Raw genomic sequence first — 26,965 nt, forward strand, 5'->3', positions numbered from 1 at the left:
CCTTTCCTGCCTCAATCCTCTTGCGGCTCGACGATGGGATTCAGCACGAACCAATCCGCCGGGTCCAGCGTTTCCTGTTCCTTGCGCAATTCCAGATACAGGCTTTCTGTCTGGCCTGCATCCCCGCCGCGCGCGGCATCGGCGACGAACTGCGCGCCGAATTCCTGTTCCGGGGCCTCCTTGCCCCCCATCAGGCCGACCGGATCGCCCGCCTTCAGCACATCCCCGATTTCGCCGAAGACCTGCGCCATGCCCGCAAATATCAGAAGATAGCCGCGCGCGGGCTCCAGGATCATCACATTGCCGTAATCCAGCAGCGGCCCGCGATAGCGGATCGTGGCCGGCCACGGCGTCGTGACCAGTGCGGCGGGCGCGGTCGCGATCACCCAGCCGGGCCGCTTGACACCGGCCGCGTCGGCCTCGCCATAGGGGCGCAGCACGCTGCCCACCACCGGCAGCGGCAGCGAGCCCTGCGCACCCTCGAAATCCTCGCGCGGGGCGCCCACGTCCATCTCGATCCCAGCCACCCCGGCGGCGAACTGGTCCAGACTTTCGGCCGCATCGCGCAGTTTCTGCAATTCCTCGGGTGCCTCGGCAAAGCGAATCGGCATGGTCGAACGGTCGGTAACGGCCGAGGCCAGCAGTCGCCGCGCCTCCTGCACCGATGCCAGTCCCGATCCCAGCATCTCGGCCGCCGCCGATTGCAGCGCCCGCACGGTCGAGATTTCATCCAGATCGGCCTTCAGCCGCTCTGCCTCGGATTTCAGGCCGGGCGTCACGTCCGACAGGATCATCCCCGATCGCGCATTGGCCAGCGCGCCCGCCGGATGCAGCAGCATCGTCGCTTCGGGCGATTGCTGCAATGCGGTCATCGCGCCCAGAACGCTGGCCAGACGATCGCGCTGATCCTCGAACCGCGCCCGCAGCTCACCCTCGCGGGCACTGGCCTGCCGCAGACCCTCGCGCAGCGCGGCAAGACCCAGCTCGTAGCCGCGAATGACCTCGGTCAGCGCGGTGACCTGATCATCGGCGCTGACCGCCTCGGCCAGCTTGCCGATGGCCGCCCGCAACTGCGCCGCCGCGTCCTTGGCATCGGTGACCGCCTCGCTGGCCGGACTCGCTGCCATTGCCGATGGCGCGAAAAGCGGCGCCACCGGCAGCAGCGCGCCAAGCACGGAAATCAGGATCAGGCGCGCGATCATGCTGTCTCGATCAGGCTTTGGCCGGTCATTTCGGCCGGCTGGTCCAGGTCCATCAGTCGCAAGACGGTCGGGGCGACATCGGCCAGCCGGCCGTCATGCAGCGTCGCGCCGTCAGGGCCGCCATAGACGATCACCGGCACCGGGTTGGTCGTATGGGCGGTATGAGGTCCGCCGGTTTCGGGGTTGATCATCGTCTCGCAATTGCCGTGATCGGCGATGATGACGGCCGCGCCGCCGGCACGATCCAGCGCCTGAAGCATCCGTCCCAGACCCTCGTCCACCGCCTCGCAGGCGCGAATGGCGGCGGGCAGGCTGCCGGTATGGCCGACCATGTCGGGATTGGCGAAATTGACCACGATCAGGTCATAGCCGGCGCCGATTGCCTCGACCAGCTTGTCGCTGACTTCGGCGGCGGCCATTTCCGGCGCCAGATCATAGGTCGCGACCTTCGGGCTTTGCGGCATGAAGCGATCCTCGCCCGGTTCGGCCGCCTCCTTGCCGCCATTGAGAAAGAAGGTGACGTGGGGATATTTCTCGGTCTCGGCCAGGCGGAACTGGCGCAACCCCCGGCCGGCGACCCAGGCACCCAGCGTGTTGACCACCTGCCGCTTGGGATAGGCCGATGCCATCCAGTCATTGTGCCGGTCGCTGTAATCGACCATGCCCAGCAGCGCCGCCCATTGCGGCCTGTCGCCGGTATCGAATTCCGCGAAATCGGGATCGGCCAGGGCCGACAGGATCTCGCGCGCGCGGTCGGCGCGGAAATTGAGACAGAAGAACCCGTCGCCGTCCATGGCGCCGTTATAGCCGTCGATCACGAAGGGCTTGATGAATTCGTCGGTCTCCTCGCGGCCATAGGCGGCGGCGACGGCGGCATCGGCGCTGGCGGCAGCCTCGCCCTCGCCCGCCACGATGGCCCGAAAGGCCCGCTCGACCCGGTCCCAGCGCTTGTCGCGATCCATTGCGAAATATCGCCCGATGACGGTGCCGATGCGGCAGCCCTCGGGCAGATTGCCCTGCAGGTCGGTGACAAAACCCTTGGCCGATTGCGGCGGCACGTCACGTCCATCGGTAATCGCATGAACCACCACCGGCACGCCGGCCTCCGACACCGCCTTGGCGGCCGCCAGGACATGCCGGATATGCCCGTGTACGCCACCATCCGAGACGACGCCCATCAGATGCGCGCTGCCTCCGGTCTCCTTCAGTCGCGCCACGAAACCGCCAAGGGTTTCATTGCCAAAGAAGCTGCCATCCTCGATGGCCAGGTCGATCTGGCCCAGATCCATCGCCACGACCCGGCCGGCGCCGATATTGGTATGGCCAACCTCGGAATTGCCCATCTGACCCGAGGGAAGCCCCACATCAGGACCGAAAGTGGTCAGCCTCGCATGCGGGCAATGCCGCATCAGGCGGTCGAAATTTGGCGTCCGCGCCTGGTCGGGCGCGCTTTGTTCCGGCCGGTCCGAGATACCCCAGCCGTCGAGGATGCACAGGATCACGGGTTTGGTCATTCGCGCCTCGCCTTGTTTGCGCCTTTGCGCCCGTTGTTACGCCCGCACACGCGATGCGACAACCACCGATCCAGGCCCCAGCCCCCGAACGCGGCGATTTGACCGGCGCAGCCAGATCTGTCCTTCTCGGTTGCAGAAATACCCTCGGGGGGAGTCCCGGAACGGGACGGGGGGCAGACCGCCCCCCTTTTCACGCGCGATGATAGGGAGCACCGGCCAGGATCGTCGCGGCGCGATACAGCTGTTCGGCCAGCATGACGCGGACCAGAAGATGCGGCCAGACCATGCGGCCGAAGCTGATCTGCCATTCGGACCTGCCACGCAAACCGGATTCCAGCCCGCCCGCGCCACCGATCACGAAGCACAGATCGCGTGCGCCATCGCGATATCCCGCGATCCGGGCGGCGAAATCGGGCGATGTCGGCTGATCGCCACGCTCGTCCAGTGCGACCAGCGCGGCACCCTGCGGAATGGCTCGTTCCAGCAACAGGGCCTCGGCCGCCATCCCGCCGCCGCGGCGGTCCTCGACCTCGTGCATGGTGACGGCCGGAAGGCCAAGGCCGCGACCGGTTTTTGCAAAGCGATCGAGGTAATCCGCGACCAAAGCCGCCTCGGGGGCCTTCTTCAGCCGTCCCACGGCGACAATGTCGATCCGCATCGCCTCAGGGCGCGGGATGGTCGGGCTGGCGGACGCGGCTCAGCGCGTCGGCGGGCATCCACATCTTTTCCAGCTGATAGAAGTCGCGGACCTCGGGCCGGAATACATGCACGATCACGTCGTCGGTATCGACCAGCACCCAATCGCCCGCGTCCTTGCCTTCGATCCGCGCCGAACGCCCCGTATCCGCCTTGAACTTTTCGGCCAGATGTTCGGCGATGGCGCCGACTTGCCGCGCGCTGCGGCCCGACGCAATGACCATGTGGTCCGCGATGGCCGATCTGCCGCGCAGGTCGATCGTCACGATATCCTCGGCCTTGTCATCTTCCAGCGAGGACAGGATGCGGTTCAGAAGCTGATCGCTGCTCAGTTCTTCATCCGCGGCGGTCGCGGCCGGCCCGGCAGCCGGCGAGACGTCTTGTGACAGGGTTGTATCCTCCGGTCAGCGCGCCGATCACCCCCGGCGCAGAGGTAGTCTGAAGATAGCATCTTTTTGCCGCATCTCAATCGTCGCGGCCGGATTCCGCCGCCAGCGGACCCTGTCCCGGCTCTTCCCGCCCCGCCCGGCGCAGTCCGATCGCCTCGTTCAGCACGCGAACCTCGCGCTGCGGGAAGGGGATGGAGATGCCGTTTTCCACGAATCCGTCCCACAACGCCAGATAGACCTGACCGCGCACATTGGTCAGGCCCGCCTCGGCATCGCCGATCCAGAAGCGCAGCACATAATCGACAGAACTGTCGCCAAACCCGGTGACCCAGCAGACCGGACGGCGCTGCGCCAGAACCCGCTTGACCGTCAGTGCGGCGTTGATCGCGATTTCGCTGACCTTGTGGGGATCGTCGCCGTAGGACGTGCCGAAGTTCAGGTCGAGCCTCACGAAATTGTTGGTGTGGGACCAGTTCACCACCTGCCCGGTCACCAGATCCTCGTTCGGGATCAGATATTCCTTGCCGTCGCGCGTGACCACGCTGACATAGCGCGCGCCCAGTTCCTCGATCCAGCCGAAGGTGTCGCCCAGGCTGATGACATCGCCGGGCTTGATCGACTTGTCCAGCAGGATGATCACACCCGAGACGAGGTTCGACACGACCTTTTGCAGACCGAAGCCCAGGCCGACGCCGACCGCGCCGGAAAAGACTGCGAGGCCGGTCAGATCGAAGCCGACCGCCTTCAGCCCGACGATGACGGCCAGACTGAACAGCACCACCTGCAAAAGCTTGGCTGTCAGCACCCGCATCGTGGGCGAGATGTCCTCGTTCCGCGACAACCGCCCGGTGATCAGGCGCGACAGGATCCGCGCCCCGGCGATCATCAGCCCGGTGACCGCCAGCGCCTTCAGCACCACCAGCGCCGACAACCGCAGATCGCCGATGGTGATAGCAAGAGTGTCGAGGAAATTCGCCGCCGGCTGGATCAGGTCCAGCAGGTACAGCGTCACCCAGATCCACGCGGCCCAGCTGACGATGCGGCGCAGAAAGCGATTGCGGATCACGCGCGCCAGAAAGAAGATCGCGACCCAGGCCGTCGCGATGGTCGCGGCCAGCGCGATCAGCTGGCTGCGCGACGGCCAGGTGATCTCTCGCATCACCAGCGCCACGGCCCAGGCCAGGATCATGAACACGATCAGCGTCATCCGCCGGTCGATCAGAAGGCCCAGCCGCAATCGCCATTTCGGCCAGTTTGCCTGGTGGCGCAACCAGTCGGTGAAAAACCTCGACGCGACACGGGCCAGAAGCCACGAGACAATCAGCAGGGCCGCCACCGCGACAAGCTGATAGAGCCGTGTCGGGACCAGCATGATCTCGAAGAACAGGACGATCCTCGCCCAGAAACCCTGCGCGGCGTTGATCATGTCGGGACTGACCTGGTCCATGCGCGATCCTCCTGCGCTCGATTAGACCGATGCACAGACGGTCCGGCAAGGCCTGCGATATTGCGTCAACGCCGCAAGCGTCCTAAAAGATCAGCCATGCCCGGGTTCATCTATTTCGACATCCACGACCGCGCGCGCCTGCCCTCGCGCTTTTTCGGCGAGACGCTTTGCGTGACGGCCCGACTGTGACCGGCGGCGGATCCCCCGCCGCAGCCACGCCATGTCGCGCCCTGAACCGCCCCGTAGCCGAAAGCCCAAGCCAATGACCGAACATGCCGCAGCACCGCGCACCCTCTATGACAAGATCTGGGACGCCCATCTGGTCGACCGTCAGGAAGACGGCACCTGTCTGCTGTATATCGACCGACATCTGGTCCACGAGGTGACCAGCCCGCAGGCCTTCGAAGGTCTGCGCATGACGGGCCGCAGCGTGCGCGCGCCCGGACGCACCATCGCCGTGCCCGATCACAACGTGCCCACGACGCTGGACCGCGAAAACGGCATCGACAACGAGGAGAGCCGGATCCAGGTCGACGCGCTGGACCGGAATGCACGCGAATTCGGCGTGATCTACTACCCGGTCAACGACATCCGCCAGGGAATCGTCCATATCGTCGGCCCCGAACAGGGCTGGACCCTGCCCGGCATGACCGTCGTCTGCGGCGACAGCCACACCGCCACCCATGGCGCCTTCGGGGCGCTGGCCCACGGCATCGGCACATCCGAGGTCGAACATGTGCTTGCCACCCAGACCCTGATCCAGTCCAAGTCGAAGAACATGAAGGTCGAGATCACCGGACGCCTCGCCCCCGGTGTCACCGCCAAGGACGTGGTGCTGGCGATCATCGCCGAAACCGGCACCGCGGGGGGCACCGGCCATGTCATCGAATATTGCGGCGAGGTCATCCGCAACCTGTCGATGGAAGGCCGCATGACGATTTGCAACATGGCCATCGAGGGCGGCGCAAGGGCCGGACTGATCGCTCCGGACGAAACCACCTTTGCCTATGTCAAGGGTCGCGCCCACGCCCCGAAGGGCGCACAATGGGAGGCGGCGCTGGCCTGGTGGCGCACGCTTCGATCGGATGACGGCGCGCATTGGGACAAGACCCTCACCCTGCGCGGCGAGGATATCGCCCCCACCGTCACCTGGGGCACCAGCCCCGAGGACGCGCTGCCCATCGACGCCACCGTCCCCGCGCCCGAGGATTTCAGCGGCGGCAAGGTTCAGGCCGCGCGCCGCAGTCTGGACTATATGGGACTGACGGCAGGAACCAGGCTGACCGACATCGCCATCGACGCCGTGTTCATCGGTTCCTGCACCAACGGCCGGATCGAGGATCTGCGCGCCGCCGCCGAAATCCTGCGCGGGCGCAAGCTGGCCGAGGGCGTGCGCGGCATGGTCGTTCCGGGATCGGGGTTGGTGCGCGCGCAGGCCGAGGAAGAGGGGCTGGATCGCATCTTTACCGATGCCGGTTTCGAATGGCGGCTTGCGGGTTGTTCGATGTGTCTGGGAATGAACCCCGACCAGCTGGCCCCCGGCGAACGCTGTGCCGCAACCTCGAACCGCAATTTCGAGGGTCGGCAGGGCTACCGGGGCCGCACCCACCTGATGTCGCCCGCGATGGCCGCGGCGGCGGGCGTTGCCGGACATCTGGTCGATGTCCGGGACTTCGCGGCCCAGCCGGTCTGAGGCCGCGGCGTGGTCCGGATCATCGGCATGAACGGCGTCGCCTCACGACCACTGGGGCGCGGGCGATTGCGGGCGTCGCAGGATGGCGACGGCATTCAGCGCGATCAGCACAAGGCCCGCATTCTCGAACAGGTAATTGCCGCTGACGCCGAACTGGTTCAAACCGATCAGGCGGTCAACGTGATGAAAGCTGACGGCGCGAACCATCACGAAGGCTGCAAGAACGATCAGCCCGGCCAGAGCCACGCCGTGTCGCCGCAATCGACCCCGCAGGCCCACCAGACCGGCGATCAGCCCGGCCGCGGCAAGGAGCAGCAGGCCAAAGATGAACGCCTCCTGCACGAATCGCCGCTGGGCATACCAGCCCTGCGCGCGGGCCAGGCATCGCCCCCAGGCCGTCAGCGCGCTTTGCAGATCCAGTTGCTTGTTCACCGCGAGAAAAAGCATCAGCACCATGATCAGGCCCCAGAATGCGCGTCCGCGCTGTCCGCCCAGCCTGCGCCATACGGCGACGGCCAGTCCGAAGCACAGAAGATAGGCCAGCACCGTCAGCCATCCGGTTGCATTCGGGTCGCCTATGCCGGGCGACCACTGCCCGGCGATGCAATCGATCAGACTTTTACCAATCACCCTGACGCTCCGGCTTGTTCGGCGCCGGCAAGCTAGGCCAGCTTTCCGCGACTGGCCAGACACGAAAAGACGAGGTTTTCGATGGACAAGTTCACAACGCTGACCGGCATCGGCGCGCCCATGCCGCTGGTCAATATCGACACCGACATGATCATCCCCAAGCAATTCCTGAAGACGATCAAGCGATCCGGCCTTGGCGTGAACCTGTTCGACGAGATGCGCTATGACCGCGACGGCAACGAGATCGCCGATTTCGTCCTGAACCAGCCCGCCTACCGCGAGACCCGGATCCTTGTCGCTGGCGACAATTTCGGCTGCGGTTCGTCGCGGGAACATGCACCCTGGGCACTGCTGGATTTCGGCATCCGCTGCGTGATTTCGACCAGCTTTGCCGACATCTTCTTCAACAATTGCTTCAAGAACGGCATCCTTCCCATCACCTTGCCGCAGGATGCGGTGGAGGTGCTGATGGACGACGCCGCGAAAGGCGCAAATGCCCGCATGACCGTCGATCTTGAAAACCAGACCGTCAGCACCTCGGACGGCCAGCAATTCCGCTTCGAGATCGATCCGTTTCGCAAGCATTGCCTGCTGAACGGCCTGGACGATATCGGCCTGACGATGGAGAAATCGACTGCCATCGACCGCTATGAGACGCAGATGGAACAGGCGCGTCCTTGGGTCTGATGCCGCGTGCGGCCATCCGCCATGCCTGCGGGCTGGCGATCGCGCTGCTGCTTTGGGGATGCGCGGCGACCGCGCAGACGATCCGGATTGCCACCTATGATCCCGGCCTGACGCGCAAGGGGCCCGGTCTTCTGTTGCGCGACATCCGCAAGAACGATCCGCAGGTTCTTGCCGCCGCGCAGGTCATCGCTGCGGCGGCGCCCGATGCGATCCTGCTGACGGGGATCGACTGGGACCTGGACGGCCAGTCCGTCCGCGCCTTTGCCGCCAAGCTGGCCGAGGCCGGGCTGGATCTGCCCCACGTGTTTGCCGCGCGACCCAATAGCGGGCTGGCCACCGGCCTGGACCTGGACGCGGATGGCAGGCTGGGCGAACCCGATGATGCGCAGGGCTGGGGGCAGTTCACGGGTCAGAACGGCATGGCGCTGCTGTCCCGGCTGCCGCTGGGCGAGGTCCGGGACTACAGCGACACCTTGTGGCGCGATCTTCCCGACAACCTGATGCCGGAAACCGCACCAGAGGTGGCGGCGGTCCAGCGCCTGTCATCGACCGCGCATTGGGACATTCCGCTTCTGACCCCGGCCGGGCCACTGCATCTTCTGGCCTGGTCGGCCACGCCGCCGGTCTTCGACGGCCCCGAGGATCGCAACGGCCGGCGCAACCGCGACGAAGCCGCCTTCTGGCTGGACCGCCTGCCCGAAACCCCCTTCGTTCTGATCGGGAACGCAAATCTCGATCCCGTCGATGGCGAGGGTCGGCCCGACGCGCTGAACGCACTGATCGCAGCGACGCAGGATCCGCAACCGCGCGGCGCCTGGCAGCCCCCGCAGACCGGCGCGAATGCCGTCCAGAAGGGCGATCCCGCGCTGGACACTGCCTCTTTCAGGGACAGCGGACCGGGCAATCTGCGCGTCGATTATCTGTTGCCATCGCGATCGCTGAAGATCGTCGCCAGTGGCGTCCTGTGGCCGGCGCCCGATGATCCGCTGGCCAGGTCCATCGTGGCCGCATCGGATCATCGTCTGGTCTGGGTCGATCTGGAACTGCCTGCCGCGGCATCCACAAGATAAGCCACGCGCCGGGCGCGCAAGGATGGCCGCCGTTCAGAAGCGCGGGCCCCGGGATTTCGCCGCAAGTGACCGCGACAGGCTCAGCAACACCTCGGCACGGCCGAATTCCCGCGCAGCGACCTGCCTGGCAGCCTCGAATCGCGGCTCCAGGTCAGCCAATTCCCGATCGGCGCGGGTCAGTTCGCGGGCACTGCGCCCTGCCTGCGCATTGGCCATCCGGGCCTCTGCCACGCCGAGTGGCGCGGTGCTGCGATAGCATTGATCCAGCGCCGCGCGGAGGGCATCGGCGCGTTGCCGGGCATGGGCCATACGCTGAGAAAAGGCCGCGAACTTCTTCAGCTCGCGTTCAGCCTTGATCCGCGCGATGCGTTCCAGTGCGGCAAGCCTGTCGTTTTGCGTTACCATCCCGCACGCGCCTTTGCCCGCATCTTTTCGGCAAAACGGATCGCGGCGGCGACAGCGGCGAATTGCTCGCGCTGGATTTCATGGCCGATCTCGACGGTGGCATGGATCGCGCGCGCGCAGGGCGGGTCGGACCAGATCGGAACCTCCTTTTCCCTGGCCTTGGCGCGGATCCGGGCCGCCACATCGTCCACGCCCTTCGCCAGACAGACCGGTGCCCGGCCGCTGCCGCGTTTCCATTCCAGCGCGACCGCATAATGGGTCGGGTTCACGATCACAACGTCGGCCCTGGCGACATCGGCCAGCATCTGCTTCATCGCGATGTCGACGGCGCGCTGGCGGCGGGCCGCCTTCAGATGCGGGTCGCCTTCGGATTCCTTGTGCTCATCCTCCATTTCCTTGCGGGTCATGCGGTTCTTCTGGCGGTGTTCGTGCCATTTCCAGGCCATGTCGAACCCGGCGAAGATGACCGAGACGCCGATCGCCAGCATCAGCACGCGGCTCAGCAGTTCGGCCAGATCGATGACCCAGCGTCCGCCGCCCATCGCGCTGGCGGCGATCCGGTCCAGCAGATCCGCAAAAAGGAACCAGCCGCCAATGCAGACCAGAACGGATTTGCCCAGCGAAATGCCGAACTGCACCAGTCCTGAGGGTCCGAATTTCTGACCCGCCGACTTGATCGGGTTGATGCGATTGATGTCGGGCGCCAGTTTCTGCGGCGCAAAGACCAGGCCGCGCTGCGCGATCAATGCCACCATGATCGCCAGCGCCGGCACCATCGTCAGGCCGATCAGGCCAATCGCGGCAAACTGAGCCAGGCTTGTCGCAAGGGCAAAGCTGGAATTCAGCGGCCAGCCCTCGGCCCCCATCGCGCGGCTGGCCATCGAAAGCCACTGATTGACCGCGAATCCCGCGCCCACGCCAAAGGCCAGCCAGGCGCCCAGATACATCGCCGCCACGTTCAGTTCGGTCGAGCGCGGAATGTCGCCCTTTTCGCGCGCCTTGCGCAGCTTCTGCTCGGACGCATCGTATTGCTTGTCGTCCTTGTCCTCGCTCATCCCTGCCCCGGAAGCATGAAACCCAGAACGGCATCGGCCCAAAGACCGACAAGCAGCGGCGCCAGCAGGGCCAGCCCCGCCAGCGCCAGAAGGACCGCGGCCGGAGAGCCGATGAAGACCACGGGCAACGCTGGCATGACCCTGTTGATCACGCCTGACAATGCCTGAAACATGAATCCGCCCAGTGTGAAGGGCGCGGCCAGCATCATTGCCAGCACGAAACTGCGTGACAGGATCGCGACGGCTTCCGGCATCAGCCGGCCGATCTCGGGCCACGAAGCCGGAGGCCACAGCACGAACGAGTCGGCCATCAACTGCACGACCATGACCGGCAGACCGAGCGCCATCAGGATGGCCACGCCGCCCAGATGCATCAGATTGCCGATCGGATGAGGCGCGGCCTCATTCTGAACGCCGATGATCTGCGACAAGGATGCGGTCGCCGCGATCGCCGAGGTCGCAACATCCAGCGCCAGCGCCAGCAACCGCAACAGCAACCCCGTCGCGGCACCGATGACAACCTCTCCGGCTGCCTGGGCCATCGCGGTCGCAGTATTGTCGGGCACACCGGCAGGTGCGACAGCCCCGGCCAGCAGCGGCGACACCGCCATGGCGAGGCCGACCTTGACGCGGGCCGGAATGACCCGTTCGCCCAGCCCCGGCAGGGCAAGAACGCAGGCCTGCACGCGCAGATAGACCAGTACGAGCCGCCAGTCGAGGCCGGGAACCCATTGCGAAAGCTGATCCCAGTTCATGCGGCCTCGATGGTGCCGACCACCTGCAGATCGACGCCCGGATCGATCTCTTCCAGGCCCAGGACGGGCGTCGCGACCCCATTCGATCCCAATACCGCGCGCACCATCCGACGCCGGTGGTCAGGGGCCACGATGATCGTGCGCGCTGCGGGATCCGACGTCGCAAGCGCGCGCCGGGTCCGCTCCAGAAGCTTCTGTGACAAAGCGGGCGTCATCGCGCCGCCGCCGTTCCGGCCGGTCTCGGCATCCGCGCGAGAGAATTCGGCCTCCCAGGCGGGGTGCAGTTGCAGCGCCGCGATCCGGCCGCCTTGATCGGAATATTGCTGGCTGATCTGGCCGCGCAGCCGCTTGCGGACCAGTTCGTAGATGGCTTCGATCTGATCGAGATTGCGGAATTCGCAGATCGCATCGACGATCAGCGGCAGGTTGCGGATCGAGATGCGTTCCTCCAGCAACGCCCTGAGGATCGCCAGCAGCGTCTCGGGCGTGACCTTCTCGGGCATGATTCCATCCAGGTGTCGGCGGTTGCGTTCGGCACGCGTCGGATCGGAAAGCGATTTCAGTTCTTCGATCTGCCTCTGCATCGCGCTCAACGTCATCAAGGCGGCCAGGTTTGACTTGACCACCTCCATCAAGTGGGTGGACAGAACCTCCATCGGCGTCACGACCGTGGCACCCAAGGTTGCTGCGTCGTCCTGATCGTCGCGGGCGATCCAGCGGGCCGGACTGGAATAGACCGGCTCTCGCACCGAGGCTCCGTTCAGACCGGCCAGAACCGGATCGGGGCCAAGCGCCAGAACCTCGCCCGCGCGCAGCGTGCCACGACCGCGGATGACCCCGTGAATGCGGATCTGATAGTCACCCGGCGCCAGTTCGTCGGTATCGGTAATGCGCACGTCGGGCAGGATCAGTCCGAAGGTGCGGGCGATATGGATGCGCAGGTTGGCAATGCGGCTGCCCAGGCCCCGCGCCTGATCCAGCGCGGTCATCACCAGGTCGGATCCGATCTCGACACTGATCTCGTCGGTGTCCAGAACATCGCCGATCCGTGCGGCCGGCCGCGGGTTTTCAGATTTCGCCTCAGCATCCGGCAGGGCTTCTTCGGCGGCGCGCTGGCGGCGCGCGATCTGCCAGGCCGCGAACGACATCGCGCCCGTCAGGGCAAGAAACAGCAGTCGTGGCATGCCGGGGACGAAGGACATCAGCAGCATCGCCGCCGCCACGACCGCCGCGGGTTGCCAGCCGCGCGTAAGTTGCCGCGACAGAAGTTCGGCCGTGGTATCCGTCGCCCCGCCTCGCGACAGCAGCAGGGCCGCAGCCATCGAGGTGATAAGGGCGGGAATCTGGCTGACCAGACCGTCGCCGATCGTCAGATGCGAATAGGTGGACATCGCTTGGCCGACGGGCATGCCGTGGACGACGATCCCGACGGTCAGGCCGATCAGAAGGTTGATCAGCGTAATCACGATACCCGCGATCGCATCGCCCTTGACGAATTTGGACGCACCGTCAAGCGAGCCGAAAAAGCTGATCTCGCGCTGTTCCTGGATACGTCGGCGCTTTGCTTCCTGATGATCGATCGCGCCGGCATTGAGATCCCCGTCGATGGCCAATTGCTTGCCGGGCAGCGAATCAAGTGCAAACCGCGCCGCAACCTCGGCCATGCGCCCCGAACCCTTGGTGATGACCATGAAATTCACCACCGAGATCACCGAGAACACCGTCAGACCCACCAGAAGCGAACCGCCGGCCACGAAGGCCGCAAAGCCGTTGATGACCTGACCGGCCGCATCGGGTCCGGTATGGCCCTGCGTCAGGATCAGCCGGGTCGACGACACGTTCAGCGACAGGCGGATGACCAGGCTGACCAGCAGCAGGACCGGAAAGGCCTGAAAATCCGTCGGCTTGTCGACCAGCGACGCCATGACCAGGACCAGCGTCGCGGTCGCGATCGACAGCGCGATCCCCAGATCCAGCAGCCCCGGCGGCAACGGAATGACCAGCGAGATGACGATCAGCACAAGGCCGCTCGTCACCATCATCGAGGCATCGATGGATTTGCCCTTTCGCGATGCGATCGCGCCAACCGATTTCATTCGCCTTCTCCTGGCATCGCCGGCGCCGGGCGCAAGACATCCTGAAGCGACCATTCATCACCGGTCAAAAGCCCCGCGCGGCGCAGGAAAACCAGCGCCTGAAGTCGCGATTGGGGCGCCATCCGCATCAGCCGGACGCGATAGTCGTAGGGCAGATCCTCGCCCTCGAGCAGCCAGGCCGACGCCTCTTCGGCGAAAGCCTTGGCCTCGGGCAGCAAAGGCAGATCCGCCGCTGCCGTCGATGCGCTCAGTGCGATGAGTACCAACGAGAACATCACGCTGCCTTCTTCAGATCGCGCAGTGCCGTCTCAAGCGTATCGAAACTGGGTCGCACATGCTCGGGCACCGCCTGTCGCCCCACCTCGACGCAAAGGTTGGTGGCGTGCTGGTGCAGACCGGCGACCAGAACCGACTTGACGACATCGAAAAAGCCCAGATCCTGCTTGATCACCCCACCAAGGCGGTTGGCCAGCGGCGCCACGAAACCATAGGCAAGAAACACGCCCAGGAAGGTTCCGACCAGCGCGCCGCCGATCATCTTTCCCAGCACCTCGGGTGGCTGGTCGATGGCGCTCATCGTCTTGATCACGCCCAGAACCGCGGCCACGATTCCCAGGGCAGGCAGTGCATCGGCAACCGTCTGCAGCGCATGGGGGACGTGCATTTCCTCCTCGCGCAGGATGGCGATACGGCGCGAGAGCATTTCCTCGACCTGGTAGGGGTCATCGTAGTTCAGGCTGGCCGAACGCAGCGTATCGGCGATCAGCGAAACGATGTCGTGATTGGCCTTGAGACGCGGATAGGCATTGAAGATCGGCGACTCGTCGGGCGATTCGATATGGGCCTCCAGAGCCACCGGGTTCTCGCGGGCGATCTTCAGCAATTGAAACATCAGGCACAGCACATCCTGATGATCGGCTTCGGTCCAGCGCGGACCCTTGAACGCACGCACAAGGCCCCCGGCGGTTCCCTTCAGCACGTGGCTGTCATTGGACAGCAGATAGGATCCGATCGCCGCCCCCATGATCATCATCATTTCGAATGGCAAGGCTTCGGTGATGACGCCCATCTTGCCGCCGGCAAGGGTATAGCCTCCAAAAACCATGGCCATCGTCAGGAAAATGCCCAGAAAGCCGAACATTGCGAAATCTCCTAGTTTTTCCGGACGCTGCGCGCGCCCATTTGTGCCGTCAGCAGCGCCGCCTGCCGCGGCTCGACGGCAGCGATGATGCGGGCACCGGTTTCGGGGCGGACACGAAGCAGGATTTCGGCCGCGAAATCGGCCGGCAGATTGGTCAGGACGGCCGCGGCCTCGGCGGGTTTCATCTGATCATACAGGGCCACGAGCTTCTCTATGTCGCTTCGCACCGCCGCGGTGGACTGGTCCTGACGGCTTCGCATCCCGCCCTTCTGTGATTTCAGCTCGGCCAGGCGCTTGCGCAGCGCCGACTCGGCCTCGGCGACTTCGGCCTTCTTGCGGTCGATCGTTTCCATGTAGCGTTCGATCCGCAACGCGCGGTCGCGCAGTTCTTCGGCCAGGGCGACCGCTTCGGGCACATCATTGCATCCCTGCAAAAGATCGCTGGGCTCGGCGAAGGCCGCGAAATAGCGCGAGAAATCCTGCATCTGCCAGATGGCCAGCCCGGCGGGCACGGCAAAGGTCAAGGCCAGGAACGAAAGCAGCGATCTACGCATCGGCCACCTCTGCGCGCTTGCGCAACCGGCGAAGGGCGGGTGCGGACATCTGTGCGGGTGGCTGGGCGGCGGCACCGATGCGTTGACGCAGATCCCACAAGGCGCGTTCCTTCCGTGCATTGTCGATGTCGCGCGACAGCGCCTCGCTGGCGGTGGTCGCCTCGTCGCGCGCCTGCCGGATTGCGCGCTCTAGTCGGTCGACCTCGGCCGCCATGACCGCAATCGCGCCTCCAAGCCCGGTTTCCAGATCATTCAGACGACGCAACCTGCGCGCCAGCACGATACAGAACACCGCAAGCCCCACGGAAGCCGCCACCAACGCGGCCTGAAACATTTGTTCGACGCTCATTTGATGCGAAACTCCGTAATCAAGAGATCCTTCACGGGCTGCTCGCCCAGAACATAGCGGGTGCGGGTCACCAATTCTCCGCGGATGATTTCAAGCACGCCGCGCTTGTCATAGGCGTCCCGATCTACGCCCGAGAGAAAGCTGGTGAACGCGTCCTGAACGCGCGGCATCAGATGCGTGACCGCGGCGGCGTTTTCAGCATCGGTTTCGATCGTGGCCGCAAGAACCAGCGAACGTTGCGGCCTGCCGGGAAGGTTCAGCTCGATCACGGGCACGTCCACGAAGACGACCGGGGGCAGGCCGGCCTCGTCGCGGGCAGCGGCGCCGGAAAACAGGTCACCAGGCGACCAGAGTTCAAGATAGGTCGAGGCGAATCCCAGACCACCCAGCGGCAGGCTCATCAGCCCGGCCAGCAGAACGCCCTTCTTTCCAGAAGGCTTTGCCGGTGGATCGATGGTTGCGTCGGTCATGGTGATTCTCCGTCGTGACAAGACGGAATTAGCACCTCGCGACTAACCAATTCTTAATAGCCGCCATGTCATCAAGGCGTTGACGAAAAACGGGACGCTGATTCGAAAGGGCCGGTTTTGCAAAAACTGCAGGACTATTGGAACGAGCGAAGCTCACAACAGAAAATCATTCTCGCGGCGGCGTTTCTTGCGACGTTTCTGGTCATCGCGGGTTTCGGCTGGATGGCAAGCCGTCCGGGCATGTCAATGATCTATGGCGGCCTCGATTCGGCACAGGCCGGCGAAGTCGTGGCGGGTATCGAACGCGCAGGCGTCACCTATGAGGTGCGCGGCGATTCGATCTGGGTCGACACATCGGCCCGCGACCGCCTGCGGATGGAACTGGCCGCCCAGGGCCTGCCCGCGCAGGGCACGGCCGGATATGAACTGCTGGACGGCATGTCCGGATTCGGAACCACGTCGCAGATGTTCGATGCCGCCTATTGGCGGGCCAAGGAAGGTGAACTGGCACGCACGATTCTTGCCTTGCCGAACGTCAAGACAGCGCGGGTGCACCTGGCGGTCGAAACCGGGCGGGGCTATCGCCGCGACGCGACCGGCAGCGCTTCGGTCACGTTGTCAACCAACGGCCAGGCCATCACACGCGAACAGGCGGCGGCGCTGAAATTCCTGATTTCTTCGGCCGTGCCCGAGATGAAGCCGGATTCGGTCACCGTCATCGACGCCAAGCGCGGCATCGTCGTCGCCGGAGAAGATGAGCCCGGCGCAGACCGGGCCGCCGAGATGAAGCGCAATGTCGAGCGCATCCTGGAACCGCGCGTCGGCATCGGCAACGCCATCGTCGAGCTGAATCTGGATCTGATCAGCGAATCCGAGGTGATGACCGAGCAGCGATTCGATCCCGAACAGCGGGCGCTTATCTCTCAGGTCACCGAAGAGACATCGGATCAAAGCAACTCCACCGGGTCGGGAGCCGTGACGGCCGCCTCGAACCTGCCGGACGGTCAGAATGGCCAGGGCGACAGTGAGCAATCGCAGCGTTCGGAAAACCGCCAGCAGGCCAATTACGAGGTCAGCCGCGTCACGCGTGAAGTCTCGCGCAGACCCGGCGACACGCGGCGCATGACCATCGCTGTGCTGGTCAACGGCGTGCCGGAAACGGACGCCGATGGCCAGACTCGTCTGGTGTCGCGGCCCGATGCCGAACTGGACACCCTGCGCCAGCTTGTCGCCTCGGCATCGGGCTATGACGAAAGCCGTGGTGACCAGATCACCGTCAAATCGCTGCCCTTCGCCACGATCGGGTCCGAAGGCACGCTGGCCAAGCCGGATTTTCTGGATCGGCTGGAACTGAACGGCCTGGCACGGATCGCGCTGATCGGGCTTTTCGCGCTGGCGGTGATTTTCGCGGTGCTGCGGCCGGTGCTGCGCTCGCGCGCCGGTCCGGCCGCGCAAGAGCCTGGGCTTGACGACAGCTTGCCGCTGTCGGGCGGGCTGAACGGCGTGATCGAACCCGAAGACGAACCCTTGGTCAGCGAGCCGCAGCTGATGCCGGAATTGCCGCCGCGGGCCGAGCCCCTGGCCCTGCCTTCGGCCGATCCTGTTGCACGCCTGCGCGGCATGATGCGCGAACGCCACGATGAAAGTGTCAAGATCCTGTCTGGTTGGATCGACAACAAGGAGAAAGCCCATTGAGCATCGCCATGTTCAAACTGGAATCCTTCACATCGGCCATGGCCGAACAGGGCGCCCGCGTCACCTATGACAGGGCCAGTCTGGATCAGGCCTTCGCCGACGGTGTCACCGAAGGACTGGCCCGCGCGCAGCGCGAAGACATGAACAGTCTCTCGGCCGGGCTCGAACGCTTGGCGAAGGCGCTTGGCGACGATGAAGATCGGCGCGCGGCTCTGCGGCAAGAGGCGCTCTCTTCGCTGGCGCCGGTCCTTGAACAGATCCTGGACTGCCTGGTCCCGGCTTCGGAATCGCCCCGGCTCGAGGCGGCGCTGACCGAGCAATTGATGCGCCTGTCGCGCGAGGGGTCGGCGCTGCGTGCCAGCATATCGTGCAGCCCCGCGATGCGCGGAATGGTCGAACATTGCCTTGCCGAGGCCGGTCTTGACGAGATCGAACTGGTCGCATCGGACAGCGACCGCATCAGCCTGTCGCTCAGCGGCGGCAGGATCGACTTTTCAGCCGACCGCATGGCCAACGAAATTCGTGAACTGATCGCCGAAATCAAGGGGGAGGACGCGGCATGGACGCACTGAAACATCTGATCGACACGGACAACATCGCGCTTGAAGTCACGATCAGGCTGGGAAAAACCCGACTGACCGTCGCGCAGCTTTCAGCCTTGCAGCCCCAGGATGTGCTGACGCTGGATCAGACGGTCGAGGATGGCGTCGAGATCTGCGTCGGCGACAAGGTCATCGCCCGCGGCGAGTTGACCGGGGACGGAACCCCGGAGGACCGGCTGTGCGTCCGCATCCTTGGCGCGGCCGAAGCCGAGTGACGGGCATGATCCGCCACCGCGCCAGCCTTGTCGCGATGGCGACGATCGCGGCATTGCTGCCGGTCGCAGCCCTCGCACAGGATGCGCCGGGACTGGATCAGCTGGCGGGCGGGCTTGGCCAGAACGCAGTGCTGGTGGTGGTCGCATTGACGGCGCTGTCGCTGGCGCCGGCCATCGCCATCATGGTGACCGCCTTCCCGTTCATCGTCACGGTTCTGTCGATCCTGCGCCAGGCGATCGGCTTGCAGCAATCGCCCCCCAACATGCTGATCGTCAGTCTCGCGATCTTTCTGACCTGGTTCATCATGGATCCGGTCCTGCGCGAGGCCTGGCAGGTGGCGGGTGCACCGTTGCAGGACGGCAGCATCGGCATCGCCGAGGCGATCCAGCGCGGCGTCGTTCCCTTCCAGGGTTTCATGTCCGCGCGCACGGATCCCGACACGCTGCGCGGACTGGCCGAGATAGCCCCGGCCGGCGGCGATCCGGCCGAACGTCTGTCTGTCCTGATCCCGGCCTTCATGCTGTCCGAGATTCAGCGCGCTTTCGAGATCGGCTTCCTGATCGCGCTGCCCTTCCTGATCATCGACCTGGTCGTTTCGGCAGTACTGATGGCGATGGGGATGATGATGGTGCCGCCGGTCGTGGTCTCGCTGCCTTTCAAGCTGGCCTTCTTCGTCGTCGTGGACGGCTGGACGATGATCGCCGGGGCGCTGGTGCGCAGCTATCAGTGAGGGTGTCGCGCCGGATCAGGCGCGGCGATCGGCCAGCCGGCTGATGCCCAGCACTTCCAGAACCTTCGCCTCGATATGGGGCGCGTTCAGGGCAGAACTGTCATACATCGCCCTGGGCGCGTCGTGATCGACGAACCGGTCCGGCAGAACCATCGAGCGGAACTTCAGCCCGCTGTCAAAGACGCCTTCCTCGGCCAGCAACTGCGCCACGTGGCTGGCGAACCCGCCGATCGCGCCTTCTTCCAGCGTGATCAAAGCCTCGTGGTTCCGGGCCAGCGACAGGATCAGATCCCGGTCCAGCGGCTTGGCGAAGCGGGCATCCGCGACGGTTGGCGTGATACCCCGCGAGGTCAGGGATTCGCGTGCCTCCATCGCCTGTGAAAGGCGCGTGCCGAAGGACAGGATCGCGACGCCCTTGCCCTCGGCGATGATCCGGCCCTTGCCGATGGGTAGAATCTTACCCCGAGCCGGCAGATCGACGCCGGTGCCCTCGCCGCGCGGAAAGCGAAGGGCAATCGGGCCGCTGTCATGGGCGGCCGCGGTGGCGACCATATGAACCAGTTCCGCCTCGTCAGCGGCGGCCATGACCACCATGCCGGGCAGGTTCGCGAGGAATGCGATGTCATAGGCCCCGGCATGGGTGGGCCCGTCCTGCCCGACCAGGCCGGCGCGGTCGATGGCAAACCGCACCGGCAGCTTCTGAACCGCGACATCGTGCACGACCTGGTCATAGCCGCGCTGAAGAAAGGTCGAATAGATCGCGCAGAAGGGTTTCATCCCGCCTGCGGCCAGCCCGGCCGCAAAGGTCACGGCGTGCTGTTCCGCAATGCCCACATCAAAGCTGCGGCGGGGAAACCGCTCGGCGAATTGCTTCAGCCCGGTGCCGTCCGGCATCGCGGCGGTGATGCCGACGATCTTCTCGTCGCGTGCGGCCTCGTCGATCAGGGCCCCGGCGAAGACTGACGTATAGCTGGGCGCATTGGCCTTCGCCTTGGCCTGCTGCCCGGTGACCAGATCGAATTTCGCCGTCGCGTGGCCGCGATCGGCCGCATTTTCGGCGGGCCCATAGCCCTTGCCCTTCCTGGTGACGGCATGGATCAGGACCGGCCCCGTCGCCCGTGACCGAACGGTCCGCAGCAGAGGCAGCAACTGATCGATATCGTGGCCATCGACAGGGCCGATGTAGGAAAAGCCCAGTTCCTCGAACAAGGTGCCGCCGACGGCCATCCCCTTCAGCATTTCCTTGGCCCGGCGGGCGCCTTCCTGCATCGGGCCGGGCAGCAGGCCGACCGCGCCCTTGGCGGCGGCCTTCAGTTCCTGGAACGGCCCTCCGGTATAGAGCCGCGTCAGATAGGATGACATCGCGCCGACCGGAGGCGCGATCGACATCTCGTTGTCGTTGAGGATGACGAACAGTCGCTTGCCCAGGTGGCCGGCATTGTTCAGTGCCTCATAGGCCATTCCCGCGCTCATCGCGCCATCGCCGATCACGGCGACCGCATCGCCCGGATCACCGCCCAGATCCCGCGCCACGGCAAAGCCCAGGGCGGCCGAGATCGAGGTCGAGGAATGGCCAGCCCCGAAGGGATCATGGGGGCTTTCGGCACGCTTGGTGAAACCCGCAAGCCCGCCGCCCATGCGCAGGGTGCGGATCCGGTCGCGCCGCCCGGTCAGGATCTTGTGGGGATAGCATTGATGCCCCACATCCCAGATGATCTTGTCGCGCGGGCTGTCGAAGACGGCGTGAAGCGCCACCGTCAGTTCGACGACGCCCAGACCCGCGCCCAGATGCCCGCCGGTCACGCTGACGGCGCTGATCGTTTCGGACCGCAATTCATCAGCCAGTTGCCTCAACTCGCGATCCGACAGGGTCTTCATGTCGGCGGGCGAAACGACACGGTCAAGGATCGGCGTCAGCGGTCTGTCGGTCATGGCGGGCCCTCCGGGCGGGCGGCTTCAGGTATCGCGCTCGATAACGAAACGCGCCAGGTCGCGCAAGTTTCCGGCCGCCTCGCCATAGGGTTCCAGCGCGGCCTCGGCCTTCAGGACATAGCGGCGGGCCTCATCCCTGGCGCCCTGCAGGCCCAGCAGCGACGGGAAGGTGGCTTTTCCCGCCGCCTGATCCTTGCCAACCCGCTTGCCGGTCACATCCTCGTCACCCGTCACATCGAGAATGTCATCGACGATCTGGAAGGCCAGCCCGAGGGCGCCGGCATAATCGTCCAGCGCGGTCGTGTCCTCGGCCGCGATCAGCGGTCCGGCGCAGGCCGAAAACCGGATCAAGGCACCGGTCTTGGCCCGCTGCAACCGCTTGATCGCCTTCAGATCCAGCGGCTGGACGGCGCTTTCGGCAGCGATGTCCAGGGCCTGTCCCCAGACCATGCCGCGCGCGCCGGCCGCATCGGCCAGCCCCGCGATCAGCCGCAGCCGGGCATCGCCATTCCCGATACGGTCAGCGCCCAGCAGGCCGAAAGCCAGCGCCTGCAAGGCGTCGCCTGCAAGGATCGCCGTCGCCTCGGACCATTGCACATGGCAGGTGGGCATCCCCCGGCGCAGGTCGTCATCATCCATCGCGGGCAGGTCGTCATGGACCAGCGAATAGGCGTGCAGCGCTTCGACCGCCGCCGCGACCGGCAGCGCGGCCTCGTCACCGACGCCGTGCAGCCGCGCCGATTCCATGACCAGAAAGGCGCGGATCCGCTTGCCGCCCACGGTCGCATAGGCCATCGCGTCGCGCAATTCGCCGGCGGGCAGATCGGCCAGCGCGGCATCCAGCGCGGTCTGAACCTGCGCCTTGACCTCGTCCAGTCTGGACAGCATCACATGCCCTCGACGGGTTCCGTGCCACCGGGCTGGCCACTGGCGGACAGAGTGATCTTCTCGACCCGTTCCTCGGCCTCGCGCAGACGCTTTTCGCAATGCGCGCGCAGGCTCGCCCCGCGTTCATACAGCGCGATCGATTCCTCCAGCGAGGCCTCACCCGTCTCCAGCTTGCCGACGGTGGCCTCCAGTTCGCGCATCGCCTCCTCGAAGCTCAGCGTCTCGATCTCGCTCATCCTGCGGCCTCCATCAGCACCTCGACATGGGCGCGAACCGAACGCGCCAAAGCCGCCAGATCATAGCCACCTTCCAGGCAGGATACCACCGGGGCGCCGGCGGTCGCGGCCATCTTGCAGATCGCGCGCGTGATCGCGGTAAAATCGCTCTCGTCCCAGACCAGCCCGGCCAGAGGATCGTCGCGATGGGCATCGAACCCGGCCGAGACGATGACCAGTTGCGGGGCGAACTCCAGCGCGCGGACCAGGATCGAATCCCAGGCAGGACGGGCGATCTCGCCGCCAGAGCCGGGCGGCAGAGGCACGTTCATGATCTGCCCATGCGCGCCGCGTTCCGAGGCGGCCCCGCTGCCCGGCCACAATGGCATCTGCTGGCTGGTCGCAAAAAAGGCGCGCGGCTCGTCCCATAGCAGATCCTGCGTGCCGTTGCCGTGGTGCACGTCGAAATCCAGAACCGCGACACGCTGCAAACCGTGGTGATCCAGCGCCCGCCTGGCAGCAATGGCCACATTCCCGAACAGGCAGAAGCCCATCGGCGTCTCACGCTCGGCATGGTGTCCGGGCGGGCGCATCGCCACGAAGGCATGGCTTACGTCATCGGCCAGCACCGCATCGACCGCCGCGCAGGCGCCACCAGCGGCACGCAAGGCAGCGCCCAGGCTGCCGGGTGACAATTGCGTGTCGGCGTCCAGCATCCGAAACCCCTCGGCGGGCAGGGCGGCCTCGATCCGGTCCAGGTAGGTCTGGGGATGACAGCGAAGAAGATCGGCGGGATCGGCCTCAGGTGCCTCGCGGCGGTCCAGATCCAGCTCCTCCAGCGCGGCCATGACCGCTCGGGTCCGCGCCGCCCGCTCGGGATGGCCGGGCGGGGTGACATGGTCCCCGGCGGCCGGATGGAAATAGAGCGCGGTCGTCATGGCACCTCCTCGATCACCGCGCCACGCTAGGCCCACCCGCCGAAAGCTTCAAGCCGGCGATCCGCTTGCACTCTTTCCAAATACCTCGGGGTCCGGGGCAGCGCCCCGGCGGTTGCCCCAAGGCGCCCGTCAGGCCACCAGCCGCTGCCCGTCATGGCCGGTGATCCGCGCATCCAGCAAGGCCCCCTCGGGCTGGTCCGCGGTAAAGGCCACCTCGGCGAATCCCTCGGTCCGGCCCAGGCGGGGGCCTTCGGTCAGCACGCGACGCATCTGTCCCGTCTCGGCCTCCAGATGCCGCAGCAGGGCCGCCTCGCCCACCGCGCGCAGCCGGGCCGCGCGGTCGCGGATCACCGGGCCCTTCACCGCGGGCATCCGCGCCGCGGGTGTGCCCTTGCGCGCCGAATAGGGAAAGACGTGCAGGAAGGTCAGGCCGCATTCCTCGACCAGGCGCAACGAGTTTTCGAACATCGCCTCGGTCTCGGTCGGGAAGCCCGCGATGATGTCGGCGCCAAAGACCATGCCGGGCCGCAGCCGCCGCGCCTCCTGGCAGAACCGGATCGCGTCATCGCGCAGGTGGCGGCGCTTCATCCGCTTCAGGATCATGTCGTCGCCCGCCTGCAGCGACAGGTGCAGGTGCGGCATCAGCCGCGGCTCGGTCGCGATGGCCAGCATCAGGTTCTCGTCCGCCTCGATCGAATCGATCGAGGATATCCGCAGGCGCGGCAGGTCCGGCACCAGCCGCAGGATCCGCATCACCAGATCGCCCAGACGCGGCGCGCCGGGCAGATCCCCGCCCCACGAGGTCAGATCGACCCCGGTCAGCACCACCTCGTTGAAGCCCCGGCCGACCAGCCGCTTGATCTGCTCGACCACCACCCCCGCCGGGACCGAGCGCGAATTGCCGCGACCATAGGGAATGATGCAGAAGGTGCAGCGGTGATCGCAGCCGTTCTGCACCTGCACATAGGCCCTGTGCCGCCCGAAACCGTCGATCAGGTGGCCGGCCGTTTCGCGCACCGACATGATGTCATCCACGCGCACCTTTTCGGTCCGGCCTATCAGATCGGGGGCGCGCAGCCCGGCCCAGGTTTCGGGCTGCATCTTCTCGTGATTGCCGATGACCCTGGCGACTTCGGGCATGGCGGCAAAGGTCTCGGGCTCGGTCTGCGCGGCGCAGCCGGTCACGATCACCGGGGCGCCGGGATTTTCGCGCGACAGCCGCCGGATTTCCTGCCGCGCCTTGCGCACCGCCTCGGCGGTGACCGCACAGGTATTGATCACGACGGCATGGGGCAGGCCCGCGGCCTCGGCCATTTCGCGCATCGCCTCGGTTTCGTAGGCATTCAGCCGGCAGCCGAGGGTCGAGAAGATCGGCGCAGTCATTGCGCCAGCCATTCGGGCGTCAGCATTCCGGAAAAGACATGCGCCGTCGGACCTTCCATCCAGACGCCATCCTCGCGCCAGTCGATCATCAGCACCCCGCCCGGCACGGTCACCGTCACGCGCCGCCCGGTCAGCCCGCGCCGCGCCGCAGCCACGGCAGCCGCGCAGGAACACGACCCCGAGGCCAGCGTCGCCCCGGTGCCGCGTTCCCAGATCCGCAGCAGGATTTCGTCGGGCGACAGAACCTGCACCACCTCGACATTGGTGCGTTCGGGATACAGCGGGTGATGCTCCATGTCCGGGCCGAACCGGTCCAGATCAACCGCTGCCGCCTCCGCGACGAAGAAGGTCAGATGCGGGTTGCCCATGCCCGTGGCCACCGGATCGCCCTCGATCGGCAGATGGTCGATATCGACCTCGCGGGCCAGCGGAATGGCACGCCAGTCCAGCACCGGCTGCCCCATGTTCACCCGAGTCAGCCCGGCCCCCGCATCCTCGGCCAGCAGGACGGCGTGATCGGTTCGCAGGCTCAGCCGGTCCCGCCCGGTCTGGTCCATGACGAACCGCGCGATGCAGCGGGTGGCGTTGCCGCAGGCGGCGCTGGAGGTGCCATCGGCGTTCCAGAACCGCAGCCGCAGATCCGCCTCGGGATCCGCCTCGATCACCGCAAGCTGGTCGAACCCCACGCCGCGGTGGCGGTCTGCGATGCGCGCGATTATCTCCGGCGCCGGCGGCTGGCCGCCCGCGCGCAGATCGATCACCACGAAATCGTTGCCCAGCCCGTGCATCTTCAGGAAAGCCAGACCGGAGGCGGATAGGTTGCTCATGCCGGGCCATATAGGATACCGGCAAAATTTACGCCAGAGGCGACGGCTTTTCCGCTTGACGCCCCGGATGCCCGCCCCTAGTAAGCCCCCCGTGTTGGGCCCGTAGCTCAGTTGGTAGAGCAACTGACTTTTAATCAGTGGGTCACAGGTTCGAATCCTGTCGGGCTCACCACTAAACATCTGATATATATAAACTTATTTGGTCTTGTCGTTTTCGTCCGTCCGACGATCCGACGGCGTCCGATGTCGGACGGGGCGAAGTGTTTTCTCTGGCGCAATGTCTGCTGCTGTGGCTATTTAGGGCCAATGGGCAACCCCTCCGGGGTCCGGATGACAGCGGGAAAGACTGCCGGGTAGGCCCCCGACAAAAGCCAGGGCGGGTCCGGATGCCGGGCAACCCCTCCGAAAACTCACGGAACATCGTCAGTTTTAGGGGGCCCGTCCGTGGCTGATTATCAAGCATCTTCTGTCTGGTCCGACGCCATCACGCTGACAGCGGGCGATATCGTGCGGAACCGGGGATTGAACACGATCCTGGTCTGTGCGTCGGAACCGCCCGATCCCGATGACGCACTGGCCCTGCGCCGGGACGAACAGTTCAAGTGCGAAGCAGAGGTCATCGTTCGCATCGCGACAACAGGGAGCTGGGCCAGCACGCTGTCTGTCGCATCAGGCATCCCTGCCACAACATCAAAAGCATAGGAGCAGTGCATGCCATCAGTATCTATCGGAAAGGCATGGTCGCCCATGCTGGCCCTTGTGCCGGGAGATATCCTGCAAAACCAGGGCGCCAACCCGGTGTTGGTCAGTTCGGCCATACCGCCATCGCAGAATGAGGCAGTCGAGCTGCAGCCGTTTGAACGGATCGTGGTCCAGGCCGCCGTCGAGGTGCGGCTGGCAACGGCGGGAAATTTCCTCGGGCGCGTGAATGTCATTTCCGGCCTGCCCATCGGCAATGGAGCGTCATCCGCCAATGTCGATGTCGTCGCAAGGCAAGCTGCCGCTATCGCGGCCGGAAAGGCCGATACGACGCAGGAAAAAACACTGGCATCGGCAAGCGTCGTCAGTGGGCGCCTGATCCTGACGCGGGTCGATGGCACGACAATCGAGGTCGATCTTCCTGCCGGCGGCGCGGCCCTCGCCGCCCCTGCGGTCATCGCCGCCCCGACGATCGCCGGTGGCACGACCGAGGGCAGCATCCTCACGCGGACGGCGGGCGATGCCAGCGGCAACCCGGCGCCCGCGCGCGAAACCGTCTGGCTGCTGGACGGCGTGGCCATCGCCGGGCAGACCGGCAACACGCTGGACACGACCGGCCGCGTCGGCGTGATCACGACGCAGGATATCTGGACCAACAGCGAGGGCACGGCAACGGGCACCTCGGAC

At 65.6% G+C, this 26,965-nt stretch carries 30 protein-coding genes and 1 tRNA gene; 10 read left to right on the top strand and 21 right to left on the bottom strand.

Features of this window, described 5'->3' with window-relative positions; translation table 11 throughout:
- Positions 1-11: 11 nt before the first annotated feature.
- The 5 genes from B4L36_RS07480 to B4L36_RS07500 form a co-directional block, all read right to left on the bottom strand.
- The gene (locus B4L36_RS07480; protein WP_292954675.1) at positions 12-1,202 is read right to left on the bottom strand and encodes a murein hydrolase activator EnvC family protein; all 1,191 of its coding nucleotides are present in this window, start codon (positions 1,200-1,202) and stop codon (positions 12-14) included.
- The gene (gpmI, locus tag B4L36_RS07485) at positions 1,199-2,716 is read right to left on the bottom strand and encodes a 2,3-bisphosphoglycerate-independent phosphoglycerate mutase (RefSeq protein WP_292954678.1); all 1,518 of its coding nucleotides are present in this window, start codon (positions 2,714-2,716) and stop codon (positions 1,199-1,201) included. Before gpmI ends, B4L36_RS07480 begins: the two co-directional genes overlap by 4 nt.
- Positions 2,717-2,906: 190 nt before the next feature.
- Positions 2,907-3,374: a 23S rRNA (pseudouridine(1915)-N(3))-methyltransferase RlmH gene (rlmH, locus tag B4L36_RS07490; RefSeq protein WP_292954681.1), complete on the bottom strand. Its 468-nt coding sequence runs from the start codon at positions 3,372-3,374 to the stop codon at positions 2,907-2,909.
- A 4-nt stretch (positions 3,375-3,378) separates the two neighbouring features.
- Positions 3,379-3,801 (bottom strand): ribosome silencing factor, encoded by a 423-nt coding sequence (gene rsfS / locus B4L36_RS07495; RefSeq protein ID WP_292954762.1) that lies wholly within the window; start codon positions 3,799-3,801, stop codon positions 3,379-3,381.
- Positions 3,802-3,877: 76 nt separating this feature from the next.
- Positions 3,878-5,248: a mechanosensitive ion channel family protein gene (locus tag B4L36_RS07500; protein ID WP_292954684.1), complete on the bottom strand. Its 1,371-nt coding sequence runs from the start codon at positions 5,246-5,248 to the stop codon at positions 3,878-3,880.
- Positions 5,249-5,510: 262 nt separating this feature from the next.
- Here B4L36_RS07500 and leuC point away from each other — a divergent pair, with 262 nt between their 5' ends.
- The gene (leuC, locus tag B4L36_RS07505) at positions 5,511-6,941 is read left to right on the top strand and encodes a 3-isopropylmalate dehydratase large subunit (protein ID WP_292954687.1); all 1,431 of its coding nucleotides are present in this window, start codon (positions 5,511-5,513) and stop codon (positions 6,939-6,941) included.
- A 42-nt stretch (positions 6,942-6,983) separates the two neighbouring features.
- Here leuC and B4L36_RS07510 read toward each other — a convergent pair whose 3' ends face one another.
- A complete protein-coding gene (locus B4L36_RS07510; RefSeq protein WP_292954690.1) occupies positions 6,984-7,571 on the bottom strand; it encodes a hypothetical protein in 588 nt (195 codons plus the stop codon).
- 81 nt (positions 7,572-7,652) lie between these two features.
- Between B4L36_RS07510 and leuD the strand changes: the two genes are divergently transcribed.
- Positions 7,653-8,258 carry a 3-isopropylmalate dehydratase small subunit gene (gene leuD / locus B4L36_RS07515; protein WP_292954693.1) on the top strand — a complete coding sequence of 202 codons (606 nt, stop codon included), beginning with the start codon at positions 7,653-7,655 and terminating at the stop codon, positions 8,256-8,258.
- The gene (locus B4L36_RS07520) at positions 8,258-9,328 is read left to right on the top strand and encodes an endonuclease/exonuclease/phosphatase family protein (protein ID WP_292954696.1); all 1,071 of its coding nucleotides are present in this window, start codon (positions 8,258-8,260) and stop codon (positions 9,326-9,328) included. Before leuD ends, B4L36_RS07520 begins: the two co-directional genes overlap by 1 nt.
- 33 nt (positions 9,329-9,361) lie before the next feature.
- Here B4L36_RS07520 and B4L36_RS07525 read toward each other — a convergent pair whose 3' ends face one another.
- From B4L36_RS07525 to B4L36_RS07565, 9 genes are read right to left on the bottom strand one after another with little or no spacing between them, the layout of a single operon-like run.
- Entirely contained in the window at positions 9,362-9,733 is a 372-nt protein-coding gene (locus tag B4L36_RS07525) for a hypothetical protein (RefSeq protein WP_292954699.1), read from the bottom strand.
- Positions 9,727-10,788: a flagellar type III secretion system protein FlhB gene (gene flhB / locus B4L36_RS07530; RefSeq protein ID WP_292954702.1), complete on the bottom strand. Its 1,062-nt coding sequence runs from the start codon at positions 10,786-10,788 to the stop codon at positions 9,727-9,729. Before flhB ends, B4L36_RS07525 begins: the two co-directional genes overlap by 7 nt.
- The gene (locus B4L36_RS07535; RefSeq protein ID WP_292954705.1) at positions 10,785-11,543 is read right to left on the bottom strand and encodes a flagellar biosynthetic protein FliR; all 759 of its coding nucleotides are present in this window, start codon (positions 11,541-11,543) and stop codon (positions 10,785-10,787) included. Before B4L36_RS07535 ends, flhB begins: the two co-directional genes overlap by 4 nt.
- Entirely contained in the window at positions 11,540-13,639 is a 2,100-nt protein-coding gene (locus tag B4L36_RS07540) for a flagellar biosynthesis protein FlhA (protein ID WP_292954708.1), read from the bottom strand. The genes B4L36_RS07535 and B4L36_RS07540 overlap by 4 nt, the downstream gene beginning before the upstream one ends.
- Complete coding sequence (locus tag B4L36_RS07545) at positions 13,636-13,914, bottom strand: hypothetical protein (RefSeq protein ID WP_292954711.1); 279 nt, start codon at positions 13,912-13,914, stop codon at positions 13,636-13,638. Before B4L36_RS07545 ends, B4L36_RS07540 begins: the two co-directional genes overlap by 4 nt.
- Positions 13,914-14,780 carry a flagellar motor stator protein MotA gene (gene motA, locus B4L36_RS07550; protein WP_292954714.1) on the bottom strand — a complete coding sequence of 289 codons (867 nt, stop codon included), beginning with the start codon at positions 14,778-14,780 and terminating at the stop codon, positions 13,914-13,916. Before motA ends, B4L36_RS07545 begins: the two co-directional genes overlap by 1 nt.
- Before the next feature lie 11 nt (positions 14,781-14,791).
- On the bottom strand, positions 14,792-15,334 hold the full coding sequence (locus B4L36_RS07555) for a MotE family protein (RefSeq protein WP_292954717.1): 543 nt from the start codon (positions 15,332-15,334) through the stop codon (positions 14,792-14,794).
- Entirely contained in the window at positions 15,327-15,683 is a 357-nt protein-coding gene (locus B4L36_RS07560; RefSeq protein WP_292954720.1) for a hypothetical protein, read from the bottom strand. Before B4L36_RS07560 ends, B4L36_RS07555 begins: the two co-directional genes overlap by 8 nt.
- Positions 15,680-16,084 (bottom strand): flagellar basal body-associated FliL family protein, encoded by a 405-nt coding sequence (locus B4L36_RS07565; protein ID WP_292954723.1) that lies wholly within the window; start codon positions 16,082-16,084, stop codon positions 15,680-15,682. Before B4L36_RS07565 ends, B4L36_RS07560 begins: the two co-directional genes overlap by 4 nt.
- A 186-nt stretch (positions 16,085-16,270) precedes the next feature.
- Between B4L36_RS07565 and fliF the strand changes: the two genes are divergently transcribed.
- From fliF to fliP, 4 genes are read left to right on the top strand one after another with little or no spacing between them, the layout of a single operon-like run.
- A complete protein-coding gene (gene fliF, locus B4L36_RS07570) occupies positions 16,271-17,848 on the top strand; it encodes a flagellar basal-body MS-ring/collar protein FliF (protein WP_292954726.1) in 1,578 nt (525 codons plus the stop codon).
- Positions 17,845-18,420 carry a hypothetical protein gene (locus tag B4L36_RS07575; protein WP_292954729.1) on the top strand — a complete coding sequence of 192 codons (576 nt, stop codon included), beginning with the start codon at positions 17,845-17,847 and terminating at the stop codon, positions 18,418-18,420. Before fliF ends, B4L36_RS07575 begins: the two co-directional genes overlap by 4 nt.
- Complete coding sequence (locus B4L36_RS07580) at positions 18,408-18,665, top strand: FliM/FliN family flagellar motor C-terminal domain-containing protein (RefSeq protein WP_292954732.1); 258 nt, start codon at positions 18,408-18,410, stop codon at positions 18,663-18,665. Before B4L36_RS07575 ends, B4L36_RS07580 begins: the two co-directional genes overlap by 13 nt.
- 5 nt (positions 18,666-18,670) lie before the next feature.
- Complete coding sequence (fliP, locus tag B4L36_RS07585; RefSeq protein WP_292954735.1) at positions 18,671-19,396, top strand: flagellar type III secretion system pore protein FliP; 726 nt, start codon at positions 18,671-18,673, stop codon at positions 19,394-19,396.
- 15 nt (positions 19,397-19,411) lie between these two features.
- Here fliP and dxs read toward each other — a convergent pair whose 3' ends face one another.
- From dxs to dapF, 6 genes are all read right to left on the bottom strand, one after another.
- The gene (gene dxs, locus B4L36_RS07590; protein ID WP_292954738.1) at positions 19,412-21,328 is read right to left on the bottom strand and encodes a 1-deoxy-D-xylulose-5-phosphate synthase; all 1,917 of its coding nucleotides are present in this window, start codon (positions 21,326-21,328) and stop codon (positions 19,412-19,414) included.
- Positions 21,329-21,352: 24 nt separating this feature from the next.
- Positions 21,353-22,216 carry a polyprenyl synthetase family protein gene (locus B4L36_RS07595; RefSeq protein WP_292954741.1) on the bottom strand — a complete coding sequence of 288 codons (864 nt, stop codon included), beginning with the start codon at positions 22,214-22,216 and terminating at the stop codon, positions 21,353-21,355.
- Positions 22,216-22,452, bottom strand: coding sequence for an exodeoxyribonuclease VII small subunit (locus tag B4L36_RS07600; RefSeq protein ID WP_292954744.1), 237 nt, complete (start codon positions 22,450-22,452; stop codon positions 22,216-22,218). The genes B4L36_RS07595 and B4L36_RS07600 overlap by 1 nt, the downstream gene beginning before the upstream one ends.
- Positions 22,449-23,369: a histone deacetylase family protein gene (locus B4L36_RS07605; protein ID WP_292954747.1), complete on the bottom strand. Its 921-nt coding sequence runs from the start codon at positions 23,367-23,369 to the stop codon at positions 22,449-22,451. The genes B4L36_RS07600 and B4L36_RS07605 overlap by 4 nt, the downstream gene beginning before the upstream one ends.
- Positions 23,370-23,498: 129 nt before the next feature.
- Positions 23,499-24,752, bottom strand: coding sequence for a tRNA (N(6)-L-threonylcarbamoyladenosine(37)-C(2))-methylthiotransferase MtaB (gene mtaB / locus B4L36_RS07610; RefSeq protein ID WP_292954750.1), 1,254 nt, complete (start codon positions 24,750-24,752; stop codon positions 23,499-23,501).
- Complete coding sequence (gene dapF, locus B4L36_RS07615) at positions 24,749-25,579, bottom strand: diaminopimelate epimerase (protein ID WP_292954752.1); 831 nt, start codon at positions 25,577-25,579, stop codon at positions 24,749-24,751. Before dapF ends, mtaB begins: the two co-directional genes overlap by 4 nt.
- A 96-nt stretch (positions 25,580-25,675) precedes the next feature.
- On the opposite strand from dapF, the gene B4L36_RS07620 reads away from it, so the two are divergent.
- From B4L36_RS07620 to B4L36_RS07630, 3 genes are all read left to right on the top strand, one after another.
- A tRNA-Lys gene (locus tag B4L36_RS07620) sits at positions 25,676-25,751 on the top strand.
- 272 nt (positions 25,752-26,023) lie between these two features.
- Positions 26,024-26,281, top strand: coding sequence for a hypothetical protein (locus tag B4L36_RS07625; RefSeq protein ID WP_292954754.1), 258 nt, complete (start codon positions 26,024-26,026; stop codon positions 26,279-26,281).
- Positions 26,282-26,326: 45 nt separating this feature from the next.
- Positions 26,327-26,965 (top strand): hypothetical protein (locus B4L36_RS07630; protein ID WP_292954756.1); only part of this gene is annotated, 639 nt, incomplete at its 3' end.

Source organism: Paracoccus sp. UBA889 (genome assembly GCA_002294185.1).
Taxonomy (GTDB): Bacteria; Pseudomonadota; Alphaproteobacteria; order Rhodobacterales; family Rhodobacteraceae; genus Paracoccus.